The sequence below is a fragment of the Agromyces sp. NPDC052230 genome, from assembly GCF_040679595.1.
Lineage (GTDB): Bacteria > Actinomycetota > Actinomycetes > Actinomycetales > Microbacteriaceae > Agromyces.
Genome location: NZ_JBFAVC010000002.1, coordinates 332,424 through 354,369, shown reverse-complemented (window position 1 = coordinate 354,369; position 21,946 = coordinate 332,424). Strand labels below are relative to the sequence as shown.

The window sequence follows — 21,946 nt, the reverse complement described above, 5'->3', positions numbered from 1 at the left end:
CCGCCCCGTCAGGCCACGGTGCCGTAGGCCACCACACCCCGGCGAACGGCGTCGATGGCCGCACGAGCGGTGGCCCCCAGCTCGGCATCGGCCACGATCGAGATCTGGTCGAGCAGGTCGACGACCTGCTTGGTGAGCCGCACGAAGTCGCCGGCGGCGAGCTCCGTGTCGGCGAGCACCTTGCCGAGGTCTGCACCGCTCGCCCAGGCGTGCATGGCCAGGGCGAGTGCCGGCGACGGTTGTTCGGTGCCCGAGAGGCGGTGCTCGCGTTCGAGGTCGTCGAGCTCGCTCCAGACATCCGTCGTTCGATCGTAGGCGTCACGGAACCGGCCGCGGGGCATCCGGAACTGCTCACCGCGGTCGTCGCGTCGCGGTTCATAGACGAGTGCCGCGGCCATCGCGGCGAGCGACGGCACGTCGAGGCGATCCCAGAGGCCGAGGCGCAGGCTCTCGGCCACGAGGAGGTCGCGTTCCCCGTAGATGCGCTTGAGCGTGCGACCGGGCGCGGCCGAGACGAGTTCGCCGCTCGTGCTGCGCTCGAGGTAGCCGAGCGATTCGAGCACTTCGGTGACCCGGTCGAACCGCTTCGCGACCTGGCCGGTGCGGGTGCGGATCTGACGTGACAGCTGGTCGTGCTCCTGCTTGAGGCGCCACCACCGTTCGGCCCATCGCGCATGCTGCTCCCGCTCGGCGCAGCCGTGGCACGGATGCGCGCGCATCGCCTTGCGCACACCGTTCAGCTCTCGCTGCATCCGCTCGCGCTGGGCATGGGTGGGATTGCCCTTCGATCCCTGCCGTTCGAGTTCGCCGATGCGCCTGCGGATGGCGGCGTACTCACCGAAGTCGCCGAGGTGACAGCGCATCGCCTCCTCGAAGCCCGCCATCGACTCCTCCTGCTTGCGCAGCGTGCGCGCGAGGTCGACGACCGCCCGGTCGGCCTGGAACTGCGCGAACGAGAGCTCGAGGATCTGCCGCGTGCGCTCGCGCCCGAACTGGTCGATGAGGTTCACAGCCATGTTGTAGGTCGGCTTGAAGCTCGAGTTCAGCGGGTAGCTGCGCCGGGAGGCGAGCGAGGCGACGGACTCGGGATCGAGCCCGTCGACCCACTGGATGACCGAGTGTCCCTCGACGTCGATGCCGCGTCGGCCGGCTCGGCCGGTCAGCTGCGTGTACTCCCCCGGCGTGATCGGCACACGGGCCTCGCCGTTGAACTTCTCGAGCTTCTCGAGCACCACCGATCGCGCCGGCATGTTCACCCCGAGCGCCAGGGTCTCGGTGGCGAACACGACCTTGAGGAGCTTCAGCTGGAACAGCTCCTCGACGATCTCCTTGAAGGCCGGCAGCATCCCGGCGTGATGCGCGGCGACGCCGCGTTGGAGTCCCTCGAGCCACTCCCAGTACCCGAGCACGGCGAGGTCCTCGTCGCGCAGCATCCGGGCGCGTTCCTCGACGATCGAGCGGATCTCGTCGCGCTCGGCACCGTCGGTGAGCCGGATGCCGGAACGGAGCACCTGGCGGACGGCCTGGTCGCAGCCCGCCCGCGAGAAGATGAACACGATCGCCGGGAGCAGGTGCTTGCCATGCAGGAGCTCCACGACATCGGGCCGGTCGATCCGCCCGTTCGCCTGCGCCTGCTGGTGGAACCGCCCCCGATCGCTGCCCCGGCGGCCGCGCGTCGACCGCGTCGAGATCGAACGGCCGCCCGACCGCGCCAGCCGTTGCAGTTCGGGGTTCACGCGATTGGTCGACGCCTGGCCGGAGGAGTCGAACAGGTCGATGAGCTTCGCCTTCACGAGCACGTGCTGCTCGAGCGGCACCGGACGGTCCTCGGAGACGATCACGTCGGTATCGCCGCGCACCGCCTGCAGCCAGTCGCCGAACTCCTCGGCGTTCGACACCGTCGCGCTCAGCGAGACGAGCCGCACCTCCTCGGGAAGGTGGATGATGATCTCCTCCCACACGGCGCCGCGGAAGCGGTCGGCGAGGTAGTGCACCTCGTCCATCACCACGTACGCCAGCCGGCTGAGGAGCGGCGAGTCGGCGTACAGCATGTTGCGGAGCACTTCGGTGGTCATCACCACGATGCGGGCGCTCGAGTTGATGTTGGTGTCGCCGGTCAGCAGGCCCACCTCTGCGGGCCCCCATTCCTCGGCGAGCTCCTGGTACTTCTGATTGCTCAGGGCCTTGATGGGCGTCGTGTAGAACACCTTCGCGCCCGGCTCCTGCATGGCGAGGAAGACGGCGAACTCGGCGACGACGGTCTTGCCGGCACCGGTCGGTGCCGCGACGAGGACGCTGTGGCCCTCATCGAGCGCGGAGCACGCGCCCCGCTGAAACGGGTCGAGGTCGAAACGGAGTCGAGCGGCGAACTCCGCGAGCCGTGGCTTCCGACGCTGCTCGCGTGAGATCGCATACCGTTCGGCCGGAGAGAGGCTCATCACCCCTCCAGCCTAGACAGCGCTGCTAGACGGCAGCCCCGAACTCGAGGCGGTTCCTTCGCTCGACCCGCTTGTCGTGCAGATGCGCGATGCCCCACGCGGCGAAGTACAGCGCGATCATCGGGATCGCGAGCATGAACATCGAGACGACGTCGGCCGAGGGCGTTGCGAGGGCCGTGAAGAGCACGATCACGAGGATGGCGATGCGCCACGACTTGATGATCGCCGCCGCGCTGAGCACGCCGGCGAAGTTCAGCAGTACCACGAACACCGGCACCACGAAGGCGACGCCGATCGCGACCACGAGCTTCAGCACGAAGTCGATGTACTCCTTCGCGGTGAGCAGGGACGCGCCGCCCTCGGGCACGAAGCTGGTCATGAGCTTCACGATGTTCGGCAGCACGAACCAGCCGGCCGCGCAGCCCGCGAAGAACAGCGGGATGGCGGTGGCGAAGAACACGAACGTGAACTTGCGTTCCTTGGTGTTGAGGCCGGGAACGAGGAACGCGAAGATCTGGTACAGCCACACCGGGCTCGAGACCACGATGCCGAGCGTCAGCGCGATCTGCAGCCGAAGGTCGAACGCGCTCGAGATCGTCGGGAAGATGATGCTGGTCTCATCCGCCCGGGCCTCGGCGACGCGGTAGACCGGCTCCTGGATCGCCTCCCACACGAACAGGTCCGTCAGGATCCAGCCGAGCACACCACCGAGCACGATCGCGATCGCCGAGATGAACAGGCGCTTGCGCAGCTCGATGAGGTGCTCACCGAGCGACATCCGCTTCTCGCGGTTCTTCTCCCCGCGGGTCTTCTCCCCGCGATCTTTCGTCGCGGACATCAGGTTCAGCGACTCTTGCCGGAGTCGGCCTCGTCGCTCTTGGCCTGGACGCCGGCGGTGCCGCTCGCCTCGGGCGCCGCAGGCGTAGCCGTATCACGCGCCGCAGTGCCCTCGGCGGTCTCGTCCTTGTCGGAACGCACCTCGCTCTTCAGGATCTTCATCGACTGGCCGAGGCTCTTGGCGAGGGCCGGGAGCTTGGGCGCGCCGAAGAGCAGCAGGATGACCACGAGGATGATCAGCGCGTGCCAACCAGTGAAGCCTTGCCACATAGGGTGTCCGTCCGTTCTCCGGGGGTTCGTCACGTCAGTCTAACCGCCCTGTGCGCCTGACGGACGAACCCGTTGTCCATCGTCCCGCCGGCGGCCTGTTACGGCTCGTCGGGCCCGGTCGTCGTGGCCGTGCCGGCGGATCCCTCGTCGGCGGATTCCTCGTCGGCGGATCCCTCGTCGGCGGATTCCTCGTCGGCGCGGTATCCGGCGAGGCCGGCCTCTGCCCACTCCGCGACCGCCGCTCGAGCCTCGGGCGGCGAGACGACCGTGACGAGACCCGGGAGTCCGGCGACGAGCCGCTTCAGCCCGTGCACGTGCGCGAGTCGCAGTGTCACCCGCAGGCGCCCGTCGACCTCGCGGGTACGCGAATCGGCGAGGTAATCCGCCAGCAGCGGCAGGGTCGACGGCGACACGTCGACCACCACGTCGAGGTCGGAGTCCGACCGCTGGAAGAGCGTGTCGGGGACCTGATGCTGCGAGTGGTCGCCCACCGGCTCGTCGGTGACCACGAGGTCGCTCATCCGGTCAACGCGGAAGTTCCGTACGTCCTGGCGGGTATGGCAGAACGCCTGCAGGTACCAGTCCGCGTCCTGCGAGATGATCCGCAGCGGATCCGCTCGACGCCTGCTGCCCTCTCCACGGGCGTTCAGGTAGTCGAACTCGATCTGGCGTCCGACGGCGACGGCTTCGCGGATGGCGGCGAGCGAGGAGTCGGCCTCGGTTTCGGCGACGGCGAGTCGGCTCGGCGTCGCGGACGCACCCGCGGTGAGCTTCGCCATGAGGGAGGCGAGCGAAGCGCTGCCCGCGTTCTCAGGCGACGCGGAGAGGTACTGGAGGCCCGCGATGAGCGCCGCCGCCTCACGCGCCGACAGCCGCGGCGCGTCGTCGATCGCGACGTGGTGCACGATCACGATCACGTCGTCGTCCTCGAACGACTCCCAGTCGATGTCGAACAGGTCGTTGGGCTGGTACGTGCCCGTGGAACCGGGCAGACCCGACGTCGCGATGAGGCGCACGGCGTCGCGGATCTCCTCGTCGGTCATACCGAAATGCGCCGCGGCGTCGGAGACCGCGACGACGCGCTGCTCCAGCAGGTAGGGCACGAACGAGAGCAGGAAGACGAGCTTGTCGGGGCCCTTCAGCGGCCTGGCGCGACGGGCGGCCATCACGGGGCTCCTTCGTGGCGTTCGCCGCCGTGGGCGGCGGCGACGGTGGCGAGACGCTGTCGCACCGCCTCGCGCAGGGATGCCGGATTCACCACATGCACCTCGGGGCCGTACGCGGCGAGCTCATCGGCGAACACCGCGGCATCGGTGTAATGGAGGCGGATGACCCCGGCGTCCTCGTCGCGGAGCACCGCGCGCTTGCCGAGGCGCACCTCCGCGTCGGTGCCGGCCGACACCTCGAGATCGGCGGCGTTGCTGAGTCTGAGTTCGTCGAGCTCGGCGAGGATACGGTCCTGGATGCCGGGCGGCGGCGCATCGAAGGTCAGGCCGGGAACCGGCTCGACCTCGCCGATGATGCGGGAGAGCAGAAAGGTGCGGGGGCCTGCCGCGTCGCGGTCGTATGCGTGCAGGTGCCAACGGCTCTCGTGCAGCACGACCGCGAGCGGGTTCACGGTGCGCAGGCGCGGCTCCGCCTCCCCAGGCTTGAAGTACCGGAAACGCACGGTCTGACGGCGATCGAGCGCCTGCCGCAACGGCTCGAACGCGGCATCGCGCACCCGCAGCCGGGGTGCGTACCCGATCACCGGGTCGCGCGGCTCGATGCCGAACGAGCGCAGCTTCGTGAGCGCGCGCTGCGAATCGGCCGACAGCGAGGCCTCGCGCCACACCTCGGCGGCGAGGCCGAGCAGCGTGAGCTCGTCGGGCGTGAACCGCACCTCGTCGGGCAGGTCGTACTGGCCCTTCGGGATGCGGTATCGCAGTGCCTGGTTGTCGCCCGGACGGTCGGGTGACTCGACCGTCTCGAGGGGGATGCCGAGTTCGCGGATGTCGTCTTTGTCGCGCTCGAACTGGCGCTCCAGATTGGCGTTGCCACCCGATTCGGCGTACCGCTCGGCGTAGCCGCGCACCGACGAGAGGATCTCGGACTTCAGGAGGCCTGTCTCGGTGGCGAGGAGCGCGAGCACGAGGCTGAAGAGCCGGTCTTCGACCGGAATCCTCGACTCTCCCTTACTCCCTGCGCCAGCCACACGAGCGATCATACTCATGCGGCGGCGACCCTCGACCGCTGCCGGCCGGGTCAGGCGACGCCCAGGATGTCGACCACGAAGAACAGCGTCGAACCGCCGGGAATCTTCGCGTTGCCCTCGTCGCCGTAGCCCTCCGACGGCGGCACGATGATGCCGACCTGAGAGCCGACCGTCTGGCCCACGAGCGCTTCGGACATGCCCGGGATCACGTTGCCCTCCTCGCCGACGACGAACGTGGCGGGTCGGCCCGTTTCCCAGCTCGAGTCGAAGACGGAGTTGTCGTCCCACAGCACGCCCGTGTAGTGCACGACCACGGAATCGCCGTCTTCGACCTTCTCGCCGACGCCCTGCTTCAGCACCTCGACCTCGAGCTCTTCGGGCGGGTTCGACTTCGGCACGGTGATGCCCGGCCGCCCGTCGGGCGCGAGCACGACCGCAGGGAATTCGTCGCGAGTGAGGCGCACGGAGCCGTTGGCGCGCGAGAGGAAGACCTTCTCGACGTCGATGACGAAGACGATGCTGTCGCCGGGCTCGATCCCGATCGAGGGATTGCCCTGATCGCCGAAGGCGTCCTCCTCGGGCACGACCGCCACGACCCGCGAACCCACTTGAGCGCAGGAGAGCGCCTTGTTCAGGCCGGGCAGGGCATCGGGTGCGTACGTGATGGCGAGGGGATCCTCGTCGCCGAATCCGGCGGTCTGCAGTTCGTCACCGGTGGTGCCGTTGTAGACCGCGAGCCCGATGAGTGCCTGCTGGCCCTCCTGCACATGCTCACCCTCGCCCGCGATGATCTCGGTGCACTGCGTCTCGCCCGGCACGAGCGGCGTCGGGAAATCGACCCGCGGCTTCTCGCCGAAGTCGCCCTTCACGTTCACGACGTCGGACGACTGCCCGGCAGTGGCCTCGGGGCCGGGCGCCGTGGCGCAGCCTGCGAGCGCGACGGCGACGAGTCCGGCGGTGGCGATGAGCGCGAATGACGAGCGCACTGATCCTCGATTCTTCGATGGGTCGCGGAGGGGCGTTGGTAGCCTACCGGGCTTCACCCGAGGGGCCGGCGGCGTCGGTGGAGTCGGTGGAGTCGTCAGCGTCGTCGGCGTCGTCGGCATCGGGAACGTCAGGCGCCTCGGGCTCGGAATCGGCGCGCGAGCGCGCGGCCGCGGCATCCGCTGCTCGCACGCGCTTGCGCAGCGCCTTGTCGCTCACCTGGCGTTCGCCGAGGGCGCCGGGCGTCCACGCCTCGAAGTCCTCGTCGCTGAAGTCGGACTTCGACGGGCGTCGCTTGAGCTCGGGCAGCTCGGTGCCGGGTGCGAGCCGCCGCGCCGTGAGGAGGAAGCCCGTGTGCGCGATCATGCGGTGGTCGGGTCGCACCGCGAGCCCCTGCACGTGCCAGCCGCGCACCATCGTCTCGTTCGCCTGCGGCTCGGTGTACCAGCCCGTTGCGCGGATCGCCTCGGCCACCCGGGAGAGCTGCGTCACGGTGGCGATGTAGCAGAGCAGCACGCCACCGGGCTTCAGCGCGGTCGACACGGCGTCGATGCATTCCCACGGGGCGAGCATGTCGAGCACGACCCGGTCGACGGATGCCTCGGCCACCTGCTCGGGCAGTGCCGTCGCGAGGTTGCCGAGGGTGATCGACCAATTCTCGGGGTCGGCGCCGTGGAACGTCGCGACGTTGCCGCGCGCGACCTCGGCGAACTCGTCACGTCGCTCGAACGAGTGCAGGCGCCCGACCGGCCCGATCGCGCGGAGCAGCCACAGCGACAGGGCACCCGACCCGACCCCCGCCTCGACGACCGTCGCGCCCGGGAAGATGTCGGCCTGGGCGATGATCTGCGCGGCGTCCTTGGGATACACGATCGCCGCGCCGCGCGGCATCGACATCACGAAGTCGCTGAGGAGCGGGCGAAGCGCGAGGTACTCGACGCCCACCTGGTTCGTCACGACGGAGCCGTCGGGCAGGCCGATGAGGTCGTCGTGCGCGATGGGGCCCTTGTGGGAGTGGAACAGCTTGCCGGGTTCGAGGGTGATCGTGTGCATCCGCCCGCGCGGGCCGGTGAGCTGCACGCGGTCGCCCGCGCGGAACGGGCCCGATCGCTCGCCGCGACTCCCGGTCATGCTCGTGCCCGCCTCGCGTCGAGGAGGGCGCCGAAGTCGGCGACGGTGCGACCCTCGAGCGTCGGCCAGAGCACGTGCGCGGGTGCCTCATCGAGCGAGAGGATGTTCGGCACGCCCACGGCGATGGTGCCGGCCGCCCACGCCGAGGTGAGGCCCGCTGGCGAGTCCTCGATGGCGACGCACTCGCCCACGTCGACGCCGAGCTCCTCGGCGGCCTTCAGGTACGGCTCGGGATGCGGCTTCGCATGCTCGACCGCGTCGCCCGTGACGATGGCGTCGAACGCGTGGAACGGGATGGCGCGCACCACGTCGTCGGCCATGGACCGCACCGACATGGTGACGAGTGCGGTGGGAACGGATGCCTCGCGCAGCGCCTCGAGCAACTCGCGGGCGCCGGGCCGCCACGGCACGCCGTGCTCGGCGAGCTGCTCCTGCACCCGTGCGCTGAGCCGTGCCACGATCGTGTCGGCGTCGAGGTCGACGCCTGCGGACTGGAAGACCGCCGCGGCCTCCCACAGCCCGCTGCCGACGAGGCCGAGGCCGTCTTCGTGGGTCCAACGGCCGCCGAAGGACTCCACGAGCTCCTCCTCGGCCGCCATCCAGTAGCGCTCCGTGTCGACGAGGGTGCCGTCCATGTCCCAGAGGACGGCGGCGGGGAGGCGAGTAGTCACAACCCGCAAGTCTACGGGCACGGCCTATTGTGGAGGTGTCCCGGGTTCACCGGGGCGGGAAGCGGGGCACCAGGAGTGAAACAGCCGGCCGGTTTCGAGGGCGGAAGGCTGCTCGTCGTCGCATTCGAAGGTTGGAACGACGCCGGGGAGGCGGCGACCGGCGCGGCCAAGCTCCTGGTCGAACGTCTCGGACTCGTCGAGATCGCGGCGGTCGACCCCGAGCTCTACTTCGACTACCAGTTCACGCGGCCCACCGTCGTCGTGGGCGAAGACGGGAACCGCCGCCTCGATTGGCCGGGAGCGGCGATCCTCGGACCGAGCGGCATGCCCACGTCCGACGAGGAAGAACAGGTCACCGGCCCGGGCGCAGAGACCCTGCACGTACTCATCGGCGCAGAGCCCGCCCGCAGCTGGAAGGGATTCGCGGCCGAGCTCGTCGACGCCGCGCTGACCGCCGACATCGAGGGCATCGTCCTCCTGGGCGCCATGCTCGCGGATGCCCCGCACACGCGCCCGCTGTCGGTGTTCGCCTCGAGCGAGAACGCCGAAGTGCGCCAGGCGCTCGGCGTCGACCGCTCGAGCTATGAAGGACCCGTCGGCATCCTCAGCGTGATCGCCGACCAGGCCGAACGCGTCGGCATCCCCACGGTGTCGCTGTGGGCGTCGGTGCCCCACTACGTGCACAACGCGCCCTCCCCCAAGGCCGTGCTCGCGCTCCTCGGCAAGGTCGAGGAGCTGACGGGGCTCAGCATTCCACGCGGCAACCTCGAGACGGAGGCCAAGGCGTGGGAGGCCGGGGTCGACGCGCTCGCCGCCGACGACGAGGACATGGCCGGCTACATCACGCAGCTCGAGCAGGCGCGCGACGCCGTCGACGCGCCCGAGGCGAGCGGCGAGGCGATCGCGCAGGAGTTCGAGCGATACCTCCGCCGGCGCGGCGACGGGCCCGAGGGTCGCGCCGACGGCCGTGGCGACGGGCCGCGCGACGAGCCCCGGCGGCCGCGCGACGGCGGCTGAGCCGCGAACACATCGGCTGCGGCATCCGCTCGCCGTAGGCGGATGCGTCAGGCGTCGACGGTGCCTGTCACGAGCAGGAAGAAGATGAACCCGCCGAGCAGGAGCCGGTAGATCACGAACGGCAGGAAGCTGTGCTTCGAGATCCAGTTCATGAAGAACGCGATGATGAGGATCGCGACCACGAACGCCACGAGCGTCGCAGCGGCCGTCTCGATGGGGCCGTAGACGGCCGGCTCGCCCCAGCTCTTCACCAACTGGTAGAAGCCCGAGCCGAACACGGCGGGGATCGCGAGGAGGAACGCGTACCGCGCCGCCGCGGCCCGCTCGTAGCCGAGCAGCAGGCCCATGGTGATGCTTCCCCCCGAACGTGAGACGCCGGGGATGAGCGCGAGCGCCTGCGCGAAGCCGAAGAGCACGCCGTGCGGCACGTTCAACTGCTCGAGCCGGCGGTTCTTCGCGCCGGCCCAGTCGGCGAGGCCGAGGATGATGCCGAAGACGACGAGCATGGTCGCCACGATCCAGAGCGAGCGGAACGTGGTCTCGATCTGGTCCTGGAAGAGGATGCCGAGCACCACGATCGGGATCGAGCCGACGATGATGAGCCAACCCATGCGCGCGTCGGCATCGTTGCGCGGGATGCGGCCGAAGAGCGCCTTGAACCAGTGCGAGATGATGCGCACGATGTCACGCCAGAAGAACACGACGACCGCCGCCTCGGTGCCGATCTGGGTGATCGCGGTGAAGGCGGCGCCCGGGTCCTCGGCGTTCGGGAGGAACTCCCCCAGGATGCGCAGGTGGGCGCTCGAGGAGATCGGGAGGAACTCGGTGAGGCCCTGCACGAGGCCGAGGATGATCGCTTCGAGCACGGTGGAGATGGGCCTTCCGAGAGTCGGGAATCGAGACCGGTCGTGGTCAGTAGGCGAGCAGCAGGTCGCGCAGGACCTGCCTACCGAAGGATAGTGCGTCGAGCGGAACCCGCTCGTCGACGCCGTGGAACATCGCCGGGAAGTCGAGTCCCTCGGGCAGGCGCAGCGGGGCGAACCCGTAGCCGGCGATGCCCAGGCGACTGAGCGACTTGTTGTCGGTGCCGCCCGAGAGCAGGTACGGGAAGACGGGGGCGCCCGGGTCGTGGAGCCCGATGGTGCGCCGCACCGCATCGACCAGCGGGCCGGTCGTGGAGGTCTCGAGGCCGATGTCGCGATGGACGATCCGGATCTCGATGTCGTCGCCCACGAGCTCCTGGATCTCGGCGAGCACCGCGTCCTCCTCGCCCGGCAGGGTGCGGATGTCGACGAGCGCCTCGGCGTGGTCGGGGATGACGTTGTGCTTGTAGCCCGCGTTGAGCACCGTCGGGTTCGCGGTGGTGCGGAGCGTTGCCGTGATGAAGCCCGACGCCGAGCCCGTGGCGAGGGCGAGCTCATCGGGCGAGGTGCGTTCGGGATCGACGCCGAGCACGCCTGCGATCTCGTCGAGGAGCTCGCGCGTGGTGCCCGTCAGCCGCAACGGCCACTCGCGGCGGCCGATGCGTGCGATGGCCTCGGCGAGCTTCGTGACGGCATTGTCGCGGATCAGGCGCGAGCCGTGCGCGGCGACTCCGCGTGCGATGAGCCGCACCCAGATGAGGGACTTCTCCCCCGTCTGCAGGAGGTACGCGCGCGTGCCGTCGACGGTGATGGAGTAGCCGCCGACCTCGCTGATCGCTTCGGTGGCGCCCGCGAACAGCTCGGGATGATGGTCGACCAGCCAGCTCGCGCCGAGCCCGCCGCCGGCCTCCTCGTCGGCGAAGAACGCCACGACGATCTCACGCTCGGGCAGCGAGCCGGCGCCGATGATGTCGCCGAGCGCGGTGAGCATCATGGCGTCCATGTTCTTCATGTCGACAGCGCCACGACCCCACAACATGCCCTCGCGGATCTCGCCCGCGAACGGGTCGACGCTCCAGTTGCGCGCGTCGGCGGGCACCACGTCGAGGTGGCCGTGCAGCACGAGGGCGGGCTTCTCGGGGTTGCGCCCCGGCACGCGCGCGACGACGCTCGTGCGGCGCGGCTCGGACTCGAACAGGTGCGGCGCGAGACCGAGCTCGGCGAGCTTCGCCTCGACGTATTCGGCGGCCTCGCGCTCGCCGTTGGCCTTGCCCTCGCCGTAGTTCGAGGTGTCGAATCGGATGAGGTCCCGCGCGATCTCCGCGGTCTCGTCGAGCTCGTCGTTCGGCGGTCGTTCTGCGGATGTCGGGGCCATGCGTTTCACCGTAGCGGGCGCCCCTGATGGGTGGCCACGCCGGTTCGAGGCCCCCCGGAATCCGTGCTAATGTCTTCTTTCGGGCCTGCGGGAGACCGAAGGGCCCGACACAACGCGCGGGTGGCGGAAATGGCAGACGCGCTAGCTTGAGGTGCTAGTGCCCTAACGGGCGTGGGGGTTCAAGTCCCCCCTCGCGCACGCGTTGTGAGAAGGCTCGGATCATGTTGATCCGGGCCTTCTTCGTTTCCCGGGGTGCCCCGAATGCGGGGTGGACGGACGGCATCGCGGACTTGCCTCATTCGAACATGTGTTCGAACATTGAGGGATGACGATGACCACTCCCCGACCCGCTCCGGCCGCGCAGGCGACCGGGCCGGCGCGCGTCGAGGAGCTGCAGGCCCGCATCCGCGGGATGCAGGCCACGCGTCTGGATTCCAAGGCCGTGCCGACGCATCCGGCCCTCGAATCAGTGCTGCCCGGCGGAACGCTCCGCGAGGGCACGGTCGTGCAGGTCGAGGGGTCGACGACCCTGCTCATGGCCCTCCTCGCAGGGCCCAGCTCGAGCGGTCGATGGGTCGCGGTGGCCGGCATGCCCGAGTTCGGCGTCGAAGCCGCGGCGCGGTTCGGCATCGCCCTCGACCGGCTCGTGCTCGTGCCCGATCCCGGGCGACAGTGGCTCACCGTCGTGGCGGCGCTCGCCGACGTCATCCCCGTCGTCGCGGTGCGGCCCGCCGGCCGGGTCTCACCCGCCGAGGCGAGCCGCCTCCAGGCGAGGCTCCGCCAGCGCGGCACGACCCTGCTCGTCGCGGGCGAGTGGCCCGGCAGCGACGCCCGGCTCGGCGTGGAGGCGAGCGAGTGGCAGGGGCTCGAGCAGGGCCACGGGCATCTCGCCGAGCGCGAGGTCGTGGTGAGCGCGGCCGGCCGCGGCGAGTTCGTGCGCCGCTCCCGCTCGAGGCTGCGGCTTCCCGGGCGTCACCTCGAATTCGCTCCGGTGCCCGCGGACTCGACGCCCGGTCTCGCCGAGCCGATCCGCCTCGACGACTTCGAGCGGAGGGCCACCGGATGACGACCGACCTCGGCCGCACCATCGTGCTCTGGTGCCCCGACTGGCCGGTGTTCGCCGCCTGCCGTGAGACGGGCCTCGACCCGACCGCGCCCATCGCGCTCACCGAGGCCGGCCTCGTCTTCGCCTGCTCCCCCGCCGCGCGCCGCGACGGTGTCGCCCGAGGGCTGAAGCTCCGCGAAGCGCAGTACCGCTCCCCCGGGCTCATCGTGCAGAACTACGACGCCGACCTCGACGCCCGGGTCTTCGAACCCGTCGTGCGGGCCGTCGAGGCCGCCGTGCCCGGCGTGCAGCTCATCCGGCCGGGCACGCTCGCCATGCGCGCACGTGGTCCCGCCCGCTACTACGGCAGCGAGGATGCCGCGGCGTCGGCCCTCCTCGCCACGGTCGCCGAGCACGGGGTGCCGGGTGCCCGGGTCGGCGTCGCCGACGGGCCGTTCGCGGCCGAGCAGGCGGCACGCGCCACGGGCGAGTCGCCCATCGGCGTCGTGCCGCCCGGGGCATCCGCCGCCTTCATCGCGCCGCTGCCGGTCGCGCTCGTGGTCGACCCGCGCACGGCCACCCTGCTGAACCGGCTCGGCGTGCGCACGCTCGGCGAGTTCGCCGCCCTGCCCACCGCCGACGTGCGGCGCCGGTTCGGCGCGGCCGGCGCCTTCGCGCACGACCGCGCCGCCGGGCGCGAGCAGGCCCGCGTCATCGCCCGCACGCCGCCGCCCGAGTTCGAGGCCGAGCAGCACTTCGAACCCCCGCTCGACCGCATCGACCAGCTCGCGTTCGCGTTCCGGGTGGGTGCCGAGGAGTTCATCGAGCGCCTGCGCGCCGTGCGACTCGTGTGCACGGGCCTGCGCATCGACCTCGACGACGAACGCGGCGGGCACTCGAGCCGAAGCTGGCTGCACCCGCGCTGGTTCACCCCGGCCGACGTCATCGACCGGGTCCGCTGGCAGCTGCAGGGCACGGGCGCCGCCGATGCGGGCCTCGACTCCCCCATCGTGCGGCTGCGCGTCATTCCCGAGCGCATCGACTCCACGGGCAATCACGAGGAGGGGCTCTGGGGCGGTGGTCCCGACGAACGCGTGCATCACGGGCTCACTCGCGTGCAGAGCATGCTCGGGCACGAGGCCGTCGTGACCCCCGCGATCGGCGGCGGCCGCATGCTCGCCGACCGGCAGGTGCTCGTGCCGTGGGGCGATCGGCCGCCCGAACGCACGAGCGACGCGCCGTGGCCGGGCAGCCTGCCCGCCCTCGCGCCCGCGAGCGTCTTCCGCGAACGGCTGCCGATCGCGCTTCTCGACGCGCGCGGCGCCATCGTCACGATCGACGATCGCGGGGCGATCTCGGCGACGCCCGAGGGGTTCGCCGTGGGCGGCGGCGAGGCGGCGCCCGTTCGCGCGTGGGCCGGCCCATGGCCCGTGGTCGAACGCTGGTGGGACGCCGAGCACGCCAAGCGCGTGCACCGGTTCCAGATCGTCGACGACGACGGCTGCGCGTGGCTCCTCGTGCGCGACCGCGACGGCTGGTGGGCCGAGGCGAGGTACGACTGATGGGCTGGGTGTGATTGATGGGCTGGAACAACCCCGGCATCCCGTGGTCGGAGCTCGAACGCAAGCTCTCCGACCGGCGGCGGCCTGGCGGGCCGTCCGTCATCGCCGACGGCGGCGACAGCCCGGCCTGGAGCCGGAAGCGGCATCCGTACCGTCCATCCGAAGGGCTCGAAGCGCCGGCCGGGCCGATCGTGCCCTACGCCGAGCTGCACGCGCATTCGACGTTCAGCTTCCTCGACGGCGCCTCGACACCCGAGCAGCTCGTCGAGGAGGCGCACCGGCTCGGCCTCTCGGGGCTCGCCGTCACCGACCACGACGGCTTCTACGGCATCGTGCGCTTCGCCGAGGCCGCTGAGAGCTTCCCCGACCTCGCGACGGTCTTCGGCACCGAGCTCTCGCTCGGGCTGAGCGAGCCGCAGATGGGCGTCGCCGACCCCGAGGGCGAGCACCTGCTCGTGCTCGCGCACGGCGAGGAGGGCTACCACCGGCTCGCGAGCGCCATCACCGCGGGGCAGCTCACGGGCGGAGAGAAGGGGCGACCGGTCTACTCGGTCGAGGAGCTCGCCGAACGTTCCGGCGGTGAGTGGGTCGTGCCGACCGGATGCCGCAAGGGCGCCGTGCGGCGTGCGCTCACGCAGGGCGGGCCGGATGCCGCGTGGCGCGAGCTCGACCGCCTCGTCGCGCTCTTCGGCCGCGACCACGTCGTCGTGGAGCTGTTCGACCACGGGCATCCGCTCGACCAGGACGCCAACGACGCCCTCGCGGAGCTCGCCGCGCGCGCCCGACTGCCGCTCCTCGCGACGAATGCCGTGCACTATGCCACCCCGGGCGAGCACCGGCTCGCCTCGGCACTTGCGGCCGTGCGGGCACGCCGGTCGCTCGACGAGCTCGACGGCTGGCTCCCGGCCTCCGACGGCCTGCACCTGCGCTCGGGCGCCGAGATGATGCGACGCTTCGAGCGGTACCCCGGCGCGGTCGCACGGTCGGTGACGCTCGCCGGCGAGCTCGGGTTCCGACTCCGCAGTGCCCGTCCCCGCCTGCCCCGCCAGGAGGTGCCCGACGGCCACACGCCCATGACCTGGCTGCGAGAACTCGTGTGGACCGGCGCCGCGAAGCGCTACCCGGGCCTGCCCGACCACGTTCGCGAGCGCCTCGCGCGCGAGCTCGACATCATCGAGCAGAAGGACTTCCCCGGCTACTTCCTCATCGTGTACGACCTCGTGCGCGAGGCGCGCAGTCGCGGCATCCTGTGCCAGGGCCGGGGGTCGGCGGCGAACTCGGCGGTCTGCTACGTGCTCGACATCACCGCGGTCGACTCGATCTTCTTCGACCTGCCGTTCGAGCGGTTCCTCTCGGCGCTGCGCGACGAGGAGCCCGACATCGACGTGGACTTCGACTCCGACCGCCGCGAGGAGATCATCCAGTACGTCTACGGGAAGTACGGGCGCATGAATGCGGCGCAGGTCGCGAACGTCATCAGCTATCGTCCGAAGGCCGCTGTGCGCGACATGGCGAAGGCGCTCGGCTACTCCACCGGGCAGCAGGACGCGTGGTCGCGCCAGGTCGAGCGCTGGGGCGCCGTGGTGTCGACCGATGATCACGACATCCCCGAGCCCGTGGTCGAACTCGCCGAGCAGCTGCTGACCTTCCCCCGGCACCTCGGCATCCACTCGGGCGGCATGGTGCTCACCGACCGGCCCGTCGGCGAGGTGTGTCCCATCGAGCACGCCCGCATGGAGAACCGCACGGTGCTGCAGTGGGATAAAGACGACTGCGCGTGGATGGGTCTCGTGAAGTTCGACCTGCTCGGCCTCGGCATGCTCGCGGCACTGCAGTACACGTTCGATCTCGTGCGCGAGCACACCGGCGAGGAATGGGAGCTCGCGACGATCCCGAAGGAGGAGGAGGCGGTCTACGACATGCTCTGCCGTGCCGACTCGATCGGAGTGTTCCAGGTCGAATCGCGCGCGCAGATGGGCACGCTCCCCCGCCTGAAGCCCCGCTGCTTCTACGACCTCGTCGTCGAGATCGCCCTCATCCGCCCCGGTCCGGTGCAGGGCGGCGCGGTGCATCCGTACATCCGACGGCGCACGGGTGAGGAGCCCGTGAGCTACCTGCATCCGAAGCTCGAACCCGTACTCGCGCGCACCCTCGGCGTGCCGCTCTTCCAGGAGCAGCTCATGCAGATGGCCGTCGCCGTGGGCAACTGCAGTGCGGCCGACGCCGACCTGCTGCGCCGGGCGATGGGCTCCAAGCGCGGAATCGAGAAGATCGAACGGCTCCGCTCGAAGCTCTACGCCGGCATGGCCGAGAACGGCATCGCACTCGACGTGGCCGACTCCATCTACGAGAAGATCGAGGCGTTCGCGAACTTCGGCTTCGCCGAGAGCCACGCCCTGAGCTTCGGGCTGCTCGTCTACGCGAGTTCCTGGCTGAAGCTTCACTACCCCGCCGCGTTCCTCGCCGCGCTCCTGCGCGCCCAGCCGATGGGCTTCTACTCCCCGCAGACGCTCACGGCCGACGCACGCCGTCACGGCGTCGAGGTGCTCCGTCCCGACATCCTGCGGTCGGGCGTGAGTGCCGGCCTCGAGGCGGTCGGCGCGGCATCCGGTGACGGCGGTCGGGTCGACGACAGCGCTCTCAGCGGATGGCGCGAGCCGACCGGCATGGCCACGTGCATCGATCCCGTGCAGCCGCCCATCGGCGCCTTCCACCGCGACGCGCCCGACCGGTCGGCGGAGCACCGCCGCGACGGCGCGTTCGCGGTGCGGCTCGGACTCGCCGACGTCTCCTCCATCGGCACGGCCGTGGCCGAGCGCATCGTCGCCGAACGCGAGGCACGCGGGCCGTATCGAGACATGGCCGACGTCGCCCGGCGTGCCGGGCTGAACGCCGAGCAGCTCGAGGCGCTCGCCGCGGCCGGCGCCTTCGACGGGTTCGGCCTGCAGCGTCGCGAGGCGCTCTGGCTCGCCGGCGAGGCCGCACAGGACCGCGAGGAGTACCTCGCCGGATCGGTCGTCGTCGTGCAGCCGCCGCTCCTGCCGATGCTCACCGACGCCGAGCAGGTGATCTACGACCTGTGGGCCACGGGCATCTCGCCTGACGACCACCCGGTGCGGCACATCCGGGAAGGGCTCGACGAGCGCGGCGCCGTGCGCATCGACCGACTGCGCGACCTCGAGAGCGGTCGGCGCATCGAGGTCGGTGGGGTTGTCACGCACCGGCAGCGGCCGGCAACGGCGAGTGGCATCACCTTCCTGAACCTGGAGGACGAGTCGGGCACGCTCAACGTCATCGCCGGGGTCGGAGTGTGGAACCGGTACCGACGGGTGGCGCGCGAGGCACCCGCGATGATCGTGCGCGGCATCCTCGAGCGCTCCCCCGAGGGAGTGACGAACCTCGTCGCCGACAGGTTCGAGCGCCTCATGATGTCGGCACCCGCCAAGTCGCGCGACTTCCGGTGACCCGACTCCGAATTCCGCGCTGTCAACCCGCTTCAGCTTCACCCCGCTGTCTACGTATCGTGAGTGGACCTTGGGGGGTGACATGCGTACACAGGTGCTTGCCGCAGCGGCGTTGGTCTTCACGCTGTCGCTCTCCGCATGCGCGTCGCCCGCCTACGACCAGGACACCGCGCAGGAGTTGCGCGAGCACATCGTCGTGATCAGTGCGGCAAGCGCCGCCGGCGACTGGCACGGGGCCCTCGCCGGGCTCGAGGTCATGGCGACGGAGCTCTCCGAGGCCCGCAGGGCGGGCAAGGTCGACCAGCAGCGGTTCGACACGATCGCGCTCGCCATGGAGCGGGTGCGCCTCGACCTCGAGGTCGCCATCGCCGCCGCAGCGACCGAGGTCGAGCAGCAGCGGCTCCTCGAGGAACAGGCGCGCCTTCAGGAGCAGATCAACCAGCTGCAGAACCAGGGCAGTGGCGGAGAGAGCAATACGAAGGACGAGTCAGACAAGAAGGGCGAGTCCGACAAGAAGGAAGAGAAGAAGGACGAGGGGAACAAGGGCAAGGGCGAGGGTCAGGGGCAAGGCGAAGGCCAGGGCGAGAGCCAGAAGAAGGACTAGGGCCGCAACCCGCACCGCGGTCCATCGTGCTCGCCCCCTCCGGCGACAGACCCGGGCATACCATGAGCGAATGGGTCGGAGTCGATCCACCGCAGCCGGCGACTCGCGGCGTCCGCCCACCGAGCGCCTCTTCACAGCGCCGTTCATCGCCCTCGGCGTCGCCGATCTCGCCTACTTCACGGCCGTCGGGGTGGCGATCTTCGCGCTTCCCCTCTACGTGACCGGGCCCGTCGGCGGCGACGAGATCGGAGCCGGAATCGCGTTCGGCGTCTTCGCCGTCTCCGCGCTCGTGCTCCGACCGATCGCGGGACGACTCGCCGACGTGTACGGCCGGCGGCCCCTGCTCCTCGGTGGCGCGTTGCTGGCGGCCGCGTGCCTCGCGCTCATGCCGACGGCCGACGCGCTGCTCCCCGTCATCGCCCTCCGACTCCTCGCGGGCGTCGCCGAGGCGGCATTCTTCGTCGCCGGGTTCGCCGCACTCGCCGACCTCGCCCCGCCCAACCGGCTCGGCGAGGCGCTGTCGTACAACTCGCTCGGCCTGTACCTCGGGTTCGCGCTCGGACCCGTACTCGGTGAGCTGCTCGTCAGAACCTGGGGATTCGCCGCCGCGTGGATCGGCGCCGCGGTGCTCGCCGCGGTCGCAGCAGCGCTGTCGCTCATCATCGGAGAGACCCGGGCGGAACGCGCGGCCGACGAGCCGCGGCATCCGATCATCCACCGCGAGGCCGTGCCGATCTCGATCGGATTCCTCACGAGCCTGATCGCCACGGGCGGCTTCCTCGCCTTCGCCTCGCTCTACGCCGCCCAGGTCGGCCTGGGCCAACTCAGCACCGGCCTGCTGGTCTACGGCGGTGTCGTCGTGGTGTGCCGGATCGCCTTCGCCCGCGTCCCCGACCGTCTGCCGTCGCTCTCGCTCGGCGCTGCATCGCTCAGCGTCATCGGACTCGGACTCGGCCTCACGGCGATCTGGCAGGCTCCGGCAGGCTTCCTCATCGGGGTCGCCGTGATGGCCGTCGGCGTCGCCTTCAGCACGCCGGCCTTCTTCGCCGCGATCTTCTCGACCGCGACGCCGAGCCAGCGCGGCGCGGCATCCGGCACGGCGAGTGCGGCCGTCGACCTGGGGCTGGGCCTCGGCCCGATCGCGCTCGGCTTCATCGCCGGACCCTTCGGGATCCCCTGGGCCTTCGCGGTCGGTGCCACCATCGCGTTCGCCGGAGCGGCATGGACGCTGCTGCTCACCCGCCGGCGGCGCGGACTACCGGCGGCATCCTGAATCCGCCCCTCGAATCGGAGCCGTGGTCGTGTCGCCGAGCGATGCTCGTCCTGCTCGGTTAGCCTCATCCGGTGCCGATCACGACCCACGACCCCAACGGACCCGATCGCTACGGGGATGACGCGCTCGCCGGCGACTGGCGGGCGCGCGGACGACGCACCATCCCGAAAGTCGAGGCCGAGCGCGACCTCGTCGTCGAGCTCGCGGGCGACGGGTACGTCGGCGCCGTCGTGGGCCTCGACAAGCAGCACGTGGTGCTCGAGGACCGACTCGGACGCAAACGGCTCTTCCCGCTCGGGCACGGCTTCCTCATCGACGGCGAGGCCATCGAGCTCGTGCGTCCGGTTCCGAAGGCACCGACGGTGAGGGCCCGCACCGCATCGGGATCGTTCGCCGTCGAGGCCGCCCCGGCTCGCGTCGCGTTGCCGAGCCGCATCTTCGTCGAGGGCCGGCATGATGCCGAGCTCGTCGAGAAGGTGTGGGGCGCCGACCTCCGCATCGAGGGCGTCGTGGTCGAGTACCTCGAGGGCGTCGACGTGCTGGAGGCGCAGCTCGACGAGTTCCGTCCGGGCCCCGGGCGGCGCGCGGGCATCCTCGTCGACCACCTGGTGCCCGGCTCGAAGGAGCAGCGCATCGCCGACGCGGTGGCCCTCGGCCCGCACGGACGCCACGTGCTCGTGGTGGGACATCCGTTCATCGACATCTGGCAGGCCGTGAAGCCCGCTCGCCTCGGACGCGACGCGTGGCCGGTCATCCCGCGGGGCACGGAGTGGAAGCACGGCGTGTGCGAGGCATTCGGGTGGCCGCACGCCGAGCAGGCCGACATCGCGCGCGCGTGGCAGCACATCCTCGGCCGGGTCCGCGGCTACGGAGACCTCGAGCCCGCCCTCCTCGGGCGTGTCGAAGAGCTCATCGACTTCGTCACGGCGCCGCAGGAGCACTGAGCGCCGCATCGGCGCCGCCACCGCTTCGGCGCTCCGAAATGCTGCCAATCGCAGCGAATCGAGCGGATGCCTCGTGGCACGCCGCTATGGTTGCTGACGGCCGCGCAGGCGGCGATGACGTGACGGAGCGGGAGCGAAACCTGCGGGCGTCCGCCGCTCCCGGGGAAAAGTGGAGCAGGATGAACAACCACGACGAGCGGCCGGGCAACGCCGGCGAGCGTGCCAGGTGGCGCCGGTACCTCGCCGACGAGCGTGCGGAGGCGGCGGTCTACCGTGAGCTGGCTGCACGACGCGACGGAGAGGAACGCGAGATCCTCCTCGCGCTGGCCGCCGCGGAGGGTCGGCACGAGGCGCACTGGCTCGGGCTCCTCGGCGGCGATGATTCGGAGGTGCCGCGCGCCGACCTCCGCACCCGCATGCTGGGTGCGCTCGCCCGCCGCTTCGGCACGATCTTCGTGCTCGCGCTCGCCCAACGCGCCGAGTCGCGATCGCCCTACGCCGGCGATCCCGACGCGACCGCGGCCATGGTCGCCGACGAGCGCATCCACGGCGAGGTCGTTCGCGGGCTCGCCGCCCGGGGTCGGCGACGCCTGGCGGGCACGTTCCGCGCGGCGGTGTTCGGCGCGAACGACGGTCTCGTCTCGAACCTCGCGCTCGTGCTCGGCATCGGCGCCACGGGCGTGCCCGCGCCGGTCGTGCTGTTCACGGGCATCGCGGGCCTCCTCGCCGGGGCGCTCTCCATGGGCGCTGGAGAGTACGTGTCGGTACGGTCCCAGCGCGAGCTGCTCGAGGCATCCGCCCCCGACCCGACCGCGAGGGAGGCGCTCGTCGACCTCGACATCGACGCCAATGAACTCGCGCTCGTCTACCGCGCCCGCGGCATGGGCCTGCAGGAGGCGCAGGAGCACGCGGCGCTCGTCGTGGCACGCGTGCAGGCGGCCGGCCGGCATGCGGCGACCGATGCCCTCGCCGTCTCCGAGCATGACGACGAAGCGGTCGGCACGGGGATCGCCGCTGCCGTGTCGAGCTTCTGCTTCTTCGCGTCGGGCGCGCTGATCCCGGTGCTGCCGTGGATCTTCGGCCTGAGCGGTACCGCCGCCGTCATCACGGCGACCGTCCTGGTCGGCATCGCGCTGCTCGCGACGGGCGCGATCGTCGGCGTGCTCTCGGGTGCGTCGCCGCTGAAGCGCGCGCTCCGCCAGCTCGGCATCGGACTCGGCGCGGCCGCGGTCACCTACCTGCTCGGCCTCGCCTTCGGCGCCACGCTCGCCTGA

The 21,946-nt window shown here is 70.9% G+C and carries 18 protein-coding genes and 1 tRNA gene; 9 read left to right on the top strand and 10 right to left on the bottom strand.

The window, feature by feature from the left end; translation table 11 throughout:
• Positions 1–8: 8 nt before the first annotated feature.
• The 8 genes from AB0K73_RS06885 to AB0K73_RS06850 form a co-directional block, all read right to left on the bottom strand.
• Complete coding sequence (locus AB0K73_RS06885) at positions 9–2,438, bottom strand: DEAD/DEAH box helicase (RefSeq protein ID WP_360512302.1); 2,430 nt, start codon at positions 2,436–2,438, stop codon at positions 9–11.
• A 25-nt stretch (positions 2,439–2,463) separates the two neighbouring features.
• On the bottom strand, positions 2,464–3,216 hold the full coding sequence (tatC, locus tag AB0K73_RS06880; protein ID WP_360512300.1) for a twin-arginine translocase subunit TatC: 753 nt from the start codon (positions 3,214–3,216) through the stop codon (positions 2,464–2,466).
• A gap of 65 nt (positions 3,217–3,281) precedes the next feature.
• The gene (gene tatA, locus AB0K73_RS06875) at positions 3,282–3,545 is read right to left on the bottom strand and encodes a twin-arginine translocase TatA/TatE family subunit (protein ID WP_360512298.1); all 264 of its coding nucleotides are present in this window, start codon (positions 3,543–3,545) and stop codon (positions 3,282–3,284) included.
• A 98-nt stretch (positions 3,546–3,643) separates the two neighbouring features.
• Positions 3,644–4,711, bottom strand: a complete 1,068-nt coding sequence (locus AB0K73_RS06870; protein ID WP_360511952.1) for a WYL domain-containing protein — start codon at positions 4,709–4,711, stop codon at positions 3,644–3,646.
• Positions 4,711–5,739, bottom strand: coding sequence for a WYL domain-containing protein (locus tag AB0K73_RS06865; RefSeq protein WP_360511950.1), 1,029 nt, complete (start codon positions 5,737–5,739; stop codon positions 4,711–4,713). Before AB0K73_RS06865 ends, AB0K73_RS06870 begins: the two co-directional genes overlap by 1 nt.
• A gap of 50 nt (positions 5,740–5,789) precedes the next feature.
• Positions 5,790–6,725 carry an FKBP-type peptidyl-prolyl cis-trans isomerase gene (locus AB0K73_RS06860; RefSeq protein WP_360511948.1) on the bottom strand — a complete coding sequence of 312 codons (936 nt, stop codon included), beginning with the start codon at positions 6,723–6,725 and terminating at the stop codon, positions 5,790–5,792.
• 43 nt (positions 6,726–6,768) lie between these two features.
• Positions 6,769–7,854: a tRNA (adenine-N1)-methyltransferase gene (locus AB0K73_RS06855; RefSeq protein WP_360511945.1), complete on the bottom strand. Its 1,086-nt coding sequence runs from the start codon at positions 7,852–7,854 to the stop codon at positions 6,769–6,771.
• A complete protein-coding gene (locus AB0K73_RS06850; protein WP_360511942.1) occupies positions 7,851–8,525 on the bottom strand; it encodes an HAD family phosphatase in 675 nt (224 codons plus the stop codon). The genes AB0K73_RS06855 and AB0K73_RS06850 overlap by 4 nt, the downstream gene beginning before the upstream one ends.
• A 75-nt stretch (positions 8,526–8,600) precedes the next feature.
• On the opposite strand from AB0K73_RS06850, the gene AB0K73_RS06845 reads away from it, so the two are divergent.
• On the top strand, positions 8,601–9,542 hold the full coding sequence (locus tag AB0K73_RS06845; RefSeq protein WP_360511939.1) for a PAC2 family protein: 942 nt from the start codon (positions 8,601–8,603) through the stop codon (positions 9,540–9,542).
• A gap of 47 nt (positions 9,543–9,589) precedes the next feature.
• On the opposite strand, the gene AB0K73_RS06840 is transcribed toward AB0K73_RS06845, so the two are convergent.
• Positions 9,590–10,417, bottom strand: coding sequence for an undecaprenyl-diphosphate phosphatase (locus AB0K73_RS06840; RefSeq protein WP_360512296.1), 828 nt, complete (start codon positions 10,415–10,417; stop codon positions 9,590–9,592).
• A gap of 37 nt (positions 10,418–10,454) precedes the next feature.
• Positions 10,455–11,780, bottom strand: coding sequence for a M20/M25/M40 family metallo-hydrolase (locus AB0K73_RS06835; RefSeq protein ID WP_360511937.1), 1,326 nt, complete (start codon positions 11,778–11,780; stop codon positions 10,455–10,457).
• Positions 11,781–11,894: 114 nt separating this feature from the next.
• Between AB0K73_RS06835 and AB0K73_RS06830 the strand changes: the two genes are divergently transcribed.
• The 8 genes from AB0K73_RS06830 to AB0K73_RS06795 all read left to right on the top strand — a co-directional run bounded on the left by AB0K73_RS06830 (position 11,895) and on the right by AB0K73_RS06795 (position 21,946).
• Positions 11,895–11,978: transfer RNA gene (locus tag AB0K73_RS06830), tRNA-Leu, on the top strand.
• 133 nt (positions 11,979–12,111) lie between these two features.
• Positions 12,112–12,846 carry a hypothetical protein gene (locus AB0K73_RS06825; RefSeq protein WP_360511935.1) on the top strand — a complete coding sequence of 245 codons (735 nt, stop codon included), beginning with the start codon at positions 12,112–12,114 and terminating at the stop codon, positions 12,844–12,846.
• Positions 12,843–14,387, top strand: a complete 1,545-nt coding sequence (locus tag AB0K73_RS06820) for a DNA polymerase Y family protein (RefSeq protein WP_360511933.1) — start codon at positions 12,843–12,845, stop codon at positions 14,385–14,387. The genes AB0K73_RS06825 and AB0K73_RS06820 overlap by 4 nt, the downstream gene beginning before the upstream one ends.
• Positions 14,388–14,404: 17 nt before the next feature.
• The gene (locus tag AB0K73_RS06815) at positions 14,405–17,851 is read left to right on the top strand and encodes an error-prone DNA polymerase (RefSeq protein ID WP_360511931.1); all 3,447 of its coding nucleotides are present in this window, start codon (positions 14,405–14,407) and stop codon (positions 17,849–17,851) included.
• Between the two features lie 82 nt (positions 17,852–17,933).
• A complete protein-coding gene (locus AB0K73_RS06810; protein ID WP_360511929.1) occupies positions 17,934–18,455 on the top strand; it encodes a hypothetical protein in 522 nt (173 codons plus the stop codon).
• A gap of 70 nt (positions 18,456–18,525) precedes the next feature.
• Entirely contained in the window at positions 18,526–19,728 is a 1,203-nt protein-coding gene (locus AB0K73_RS06805; RefSeq protein WP_360511927.1) for an MFS transporter, read from the top strand.
• A gap of 71 nt (positions 19,729–19,799) precedes the next feature.
• Positions 19,800–20,672 carry a DUF3097 domain-containing protein gene (locus AB0K73_RS06800; RefSeq protein ID WP_360511925.1) on the top strand — a complete coding sequence of 291 codons (873 nt, stop codon included), beginning with the start codon at positions 19,800–19,802 and terminating at the stop codon, positions 20,670–20,672.
• Positions 20,673–20,851: 179 nt separating this feature from the next.
• Complete coding sequence (locus AB0K73_RS06795; RefSeq protein WP_360511923.1) at positions 20,852–21,946, top strand: VIT1/CCC1 family protein; 1,095 nt, start codon at positions 20,852–20,854, stop codon at positions 21,944–21,946.

Coding starts and splice junctions, on each gene's coding strand:
- AB0K73_RS06885 (WP_360512302.1), bottom strand. CDS start 2,438: ATGAGCCTCTCTCCGGCCGAACGGTATGCGATCTCACGCGAGCAGCGT.
- tatC (WP_360512300.1), bottom strand. CDS start 3,216: ATGTCGCTCGGTGAGCACCTCATCGAGCTGCGCAAGCGCCTGTTCATC.
- tatA (WP_360512298.1), bottom strand. CDS start 3,545: ATGTGGCAAGGCTTCACTGGTTGGCACGCGCTGATCATCCTCGTGGTC.
- AB0K73_RS06870 (WP_360511952.1), bottom strand. CDS start 4,711: ATGGCCGCCCGTCGCGCCAGGCCGCTGAAGGGCCCCGACAAGCTCGTC.
- AB0K73_RS06855 (WP_360511945.1), bottom strand. CDS start 7,854: ATGACCGGGAGTCGCGGCGAGCGATCGGGCCCGTTCCGCGCGGGCGAC.
- AB0K73_RS06835 (WP_360511937.1), bottom strand. CDS start 11,780: ATGGCCCCGACATCCGCAGAACGACCGCCGAACGACGAGCTCGACGAG.
- AB0K73_RS06825 (WP_360511935.1), top strand. CDS start 12,112: ATGACCACTCCCCGACCCGCTCCGGCCGCGCAGGCGACCGGGCCGGCG.
- AB0K73_RS06820 (WP_360511933.1), top strand. CDS start 12,843: ATGACGACCGACCTCGGCCGCACCATCGTGCTCTGGTGCCCCGACTGG.
- AB0K73_RS06815 (WP_360511931.1), top strand. CDS start 14,405: ATGGGCTGGAACAACCCCGGCATCCCGTGGTCGGAGCTCGAACGCAAG.
- AB0K73_RS06810 (WP_360511929.1), top strand. CDS start 17,934: ATGCGTACACAGGTGCTTGCCGCAGCGGCGTTGGTCTTCACGCTGTCG.
- AB0K73_RS06805 (WP_360511927.1), top strand. CDS start 18,526: ATGGGTCGGAGTCGATCCACCGCAGCCGGCGACTCGCGGCGTCCGCCC.
- AB0K73_RS06795 (WP_360511923.1), top strand. CDS start 20,852: ATGAACAACCACGACGAGCGGCCGGGCAACGCCGGCGAGCGTGCCAGG.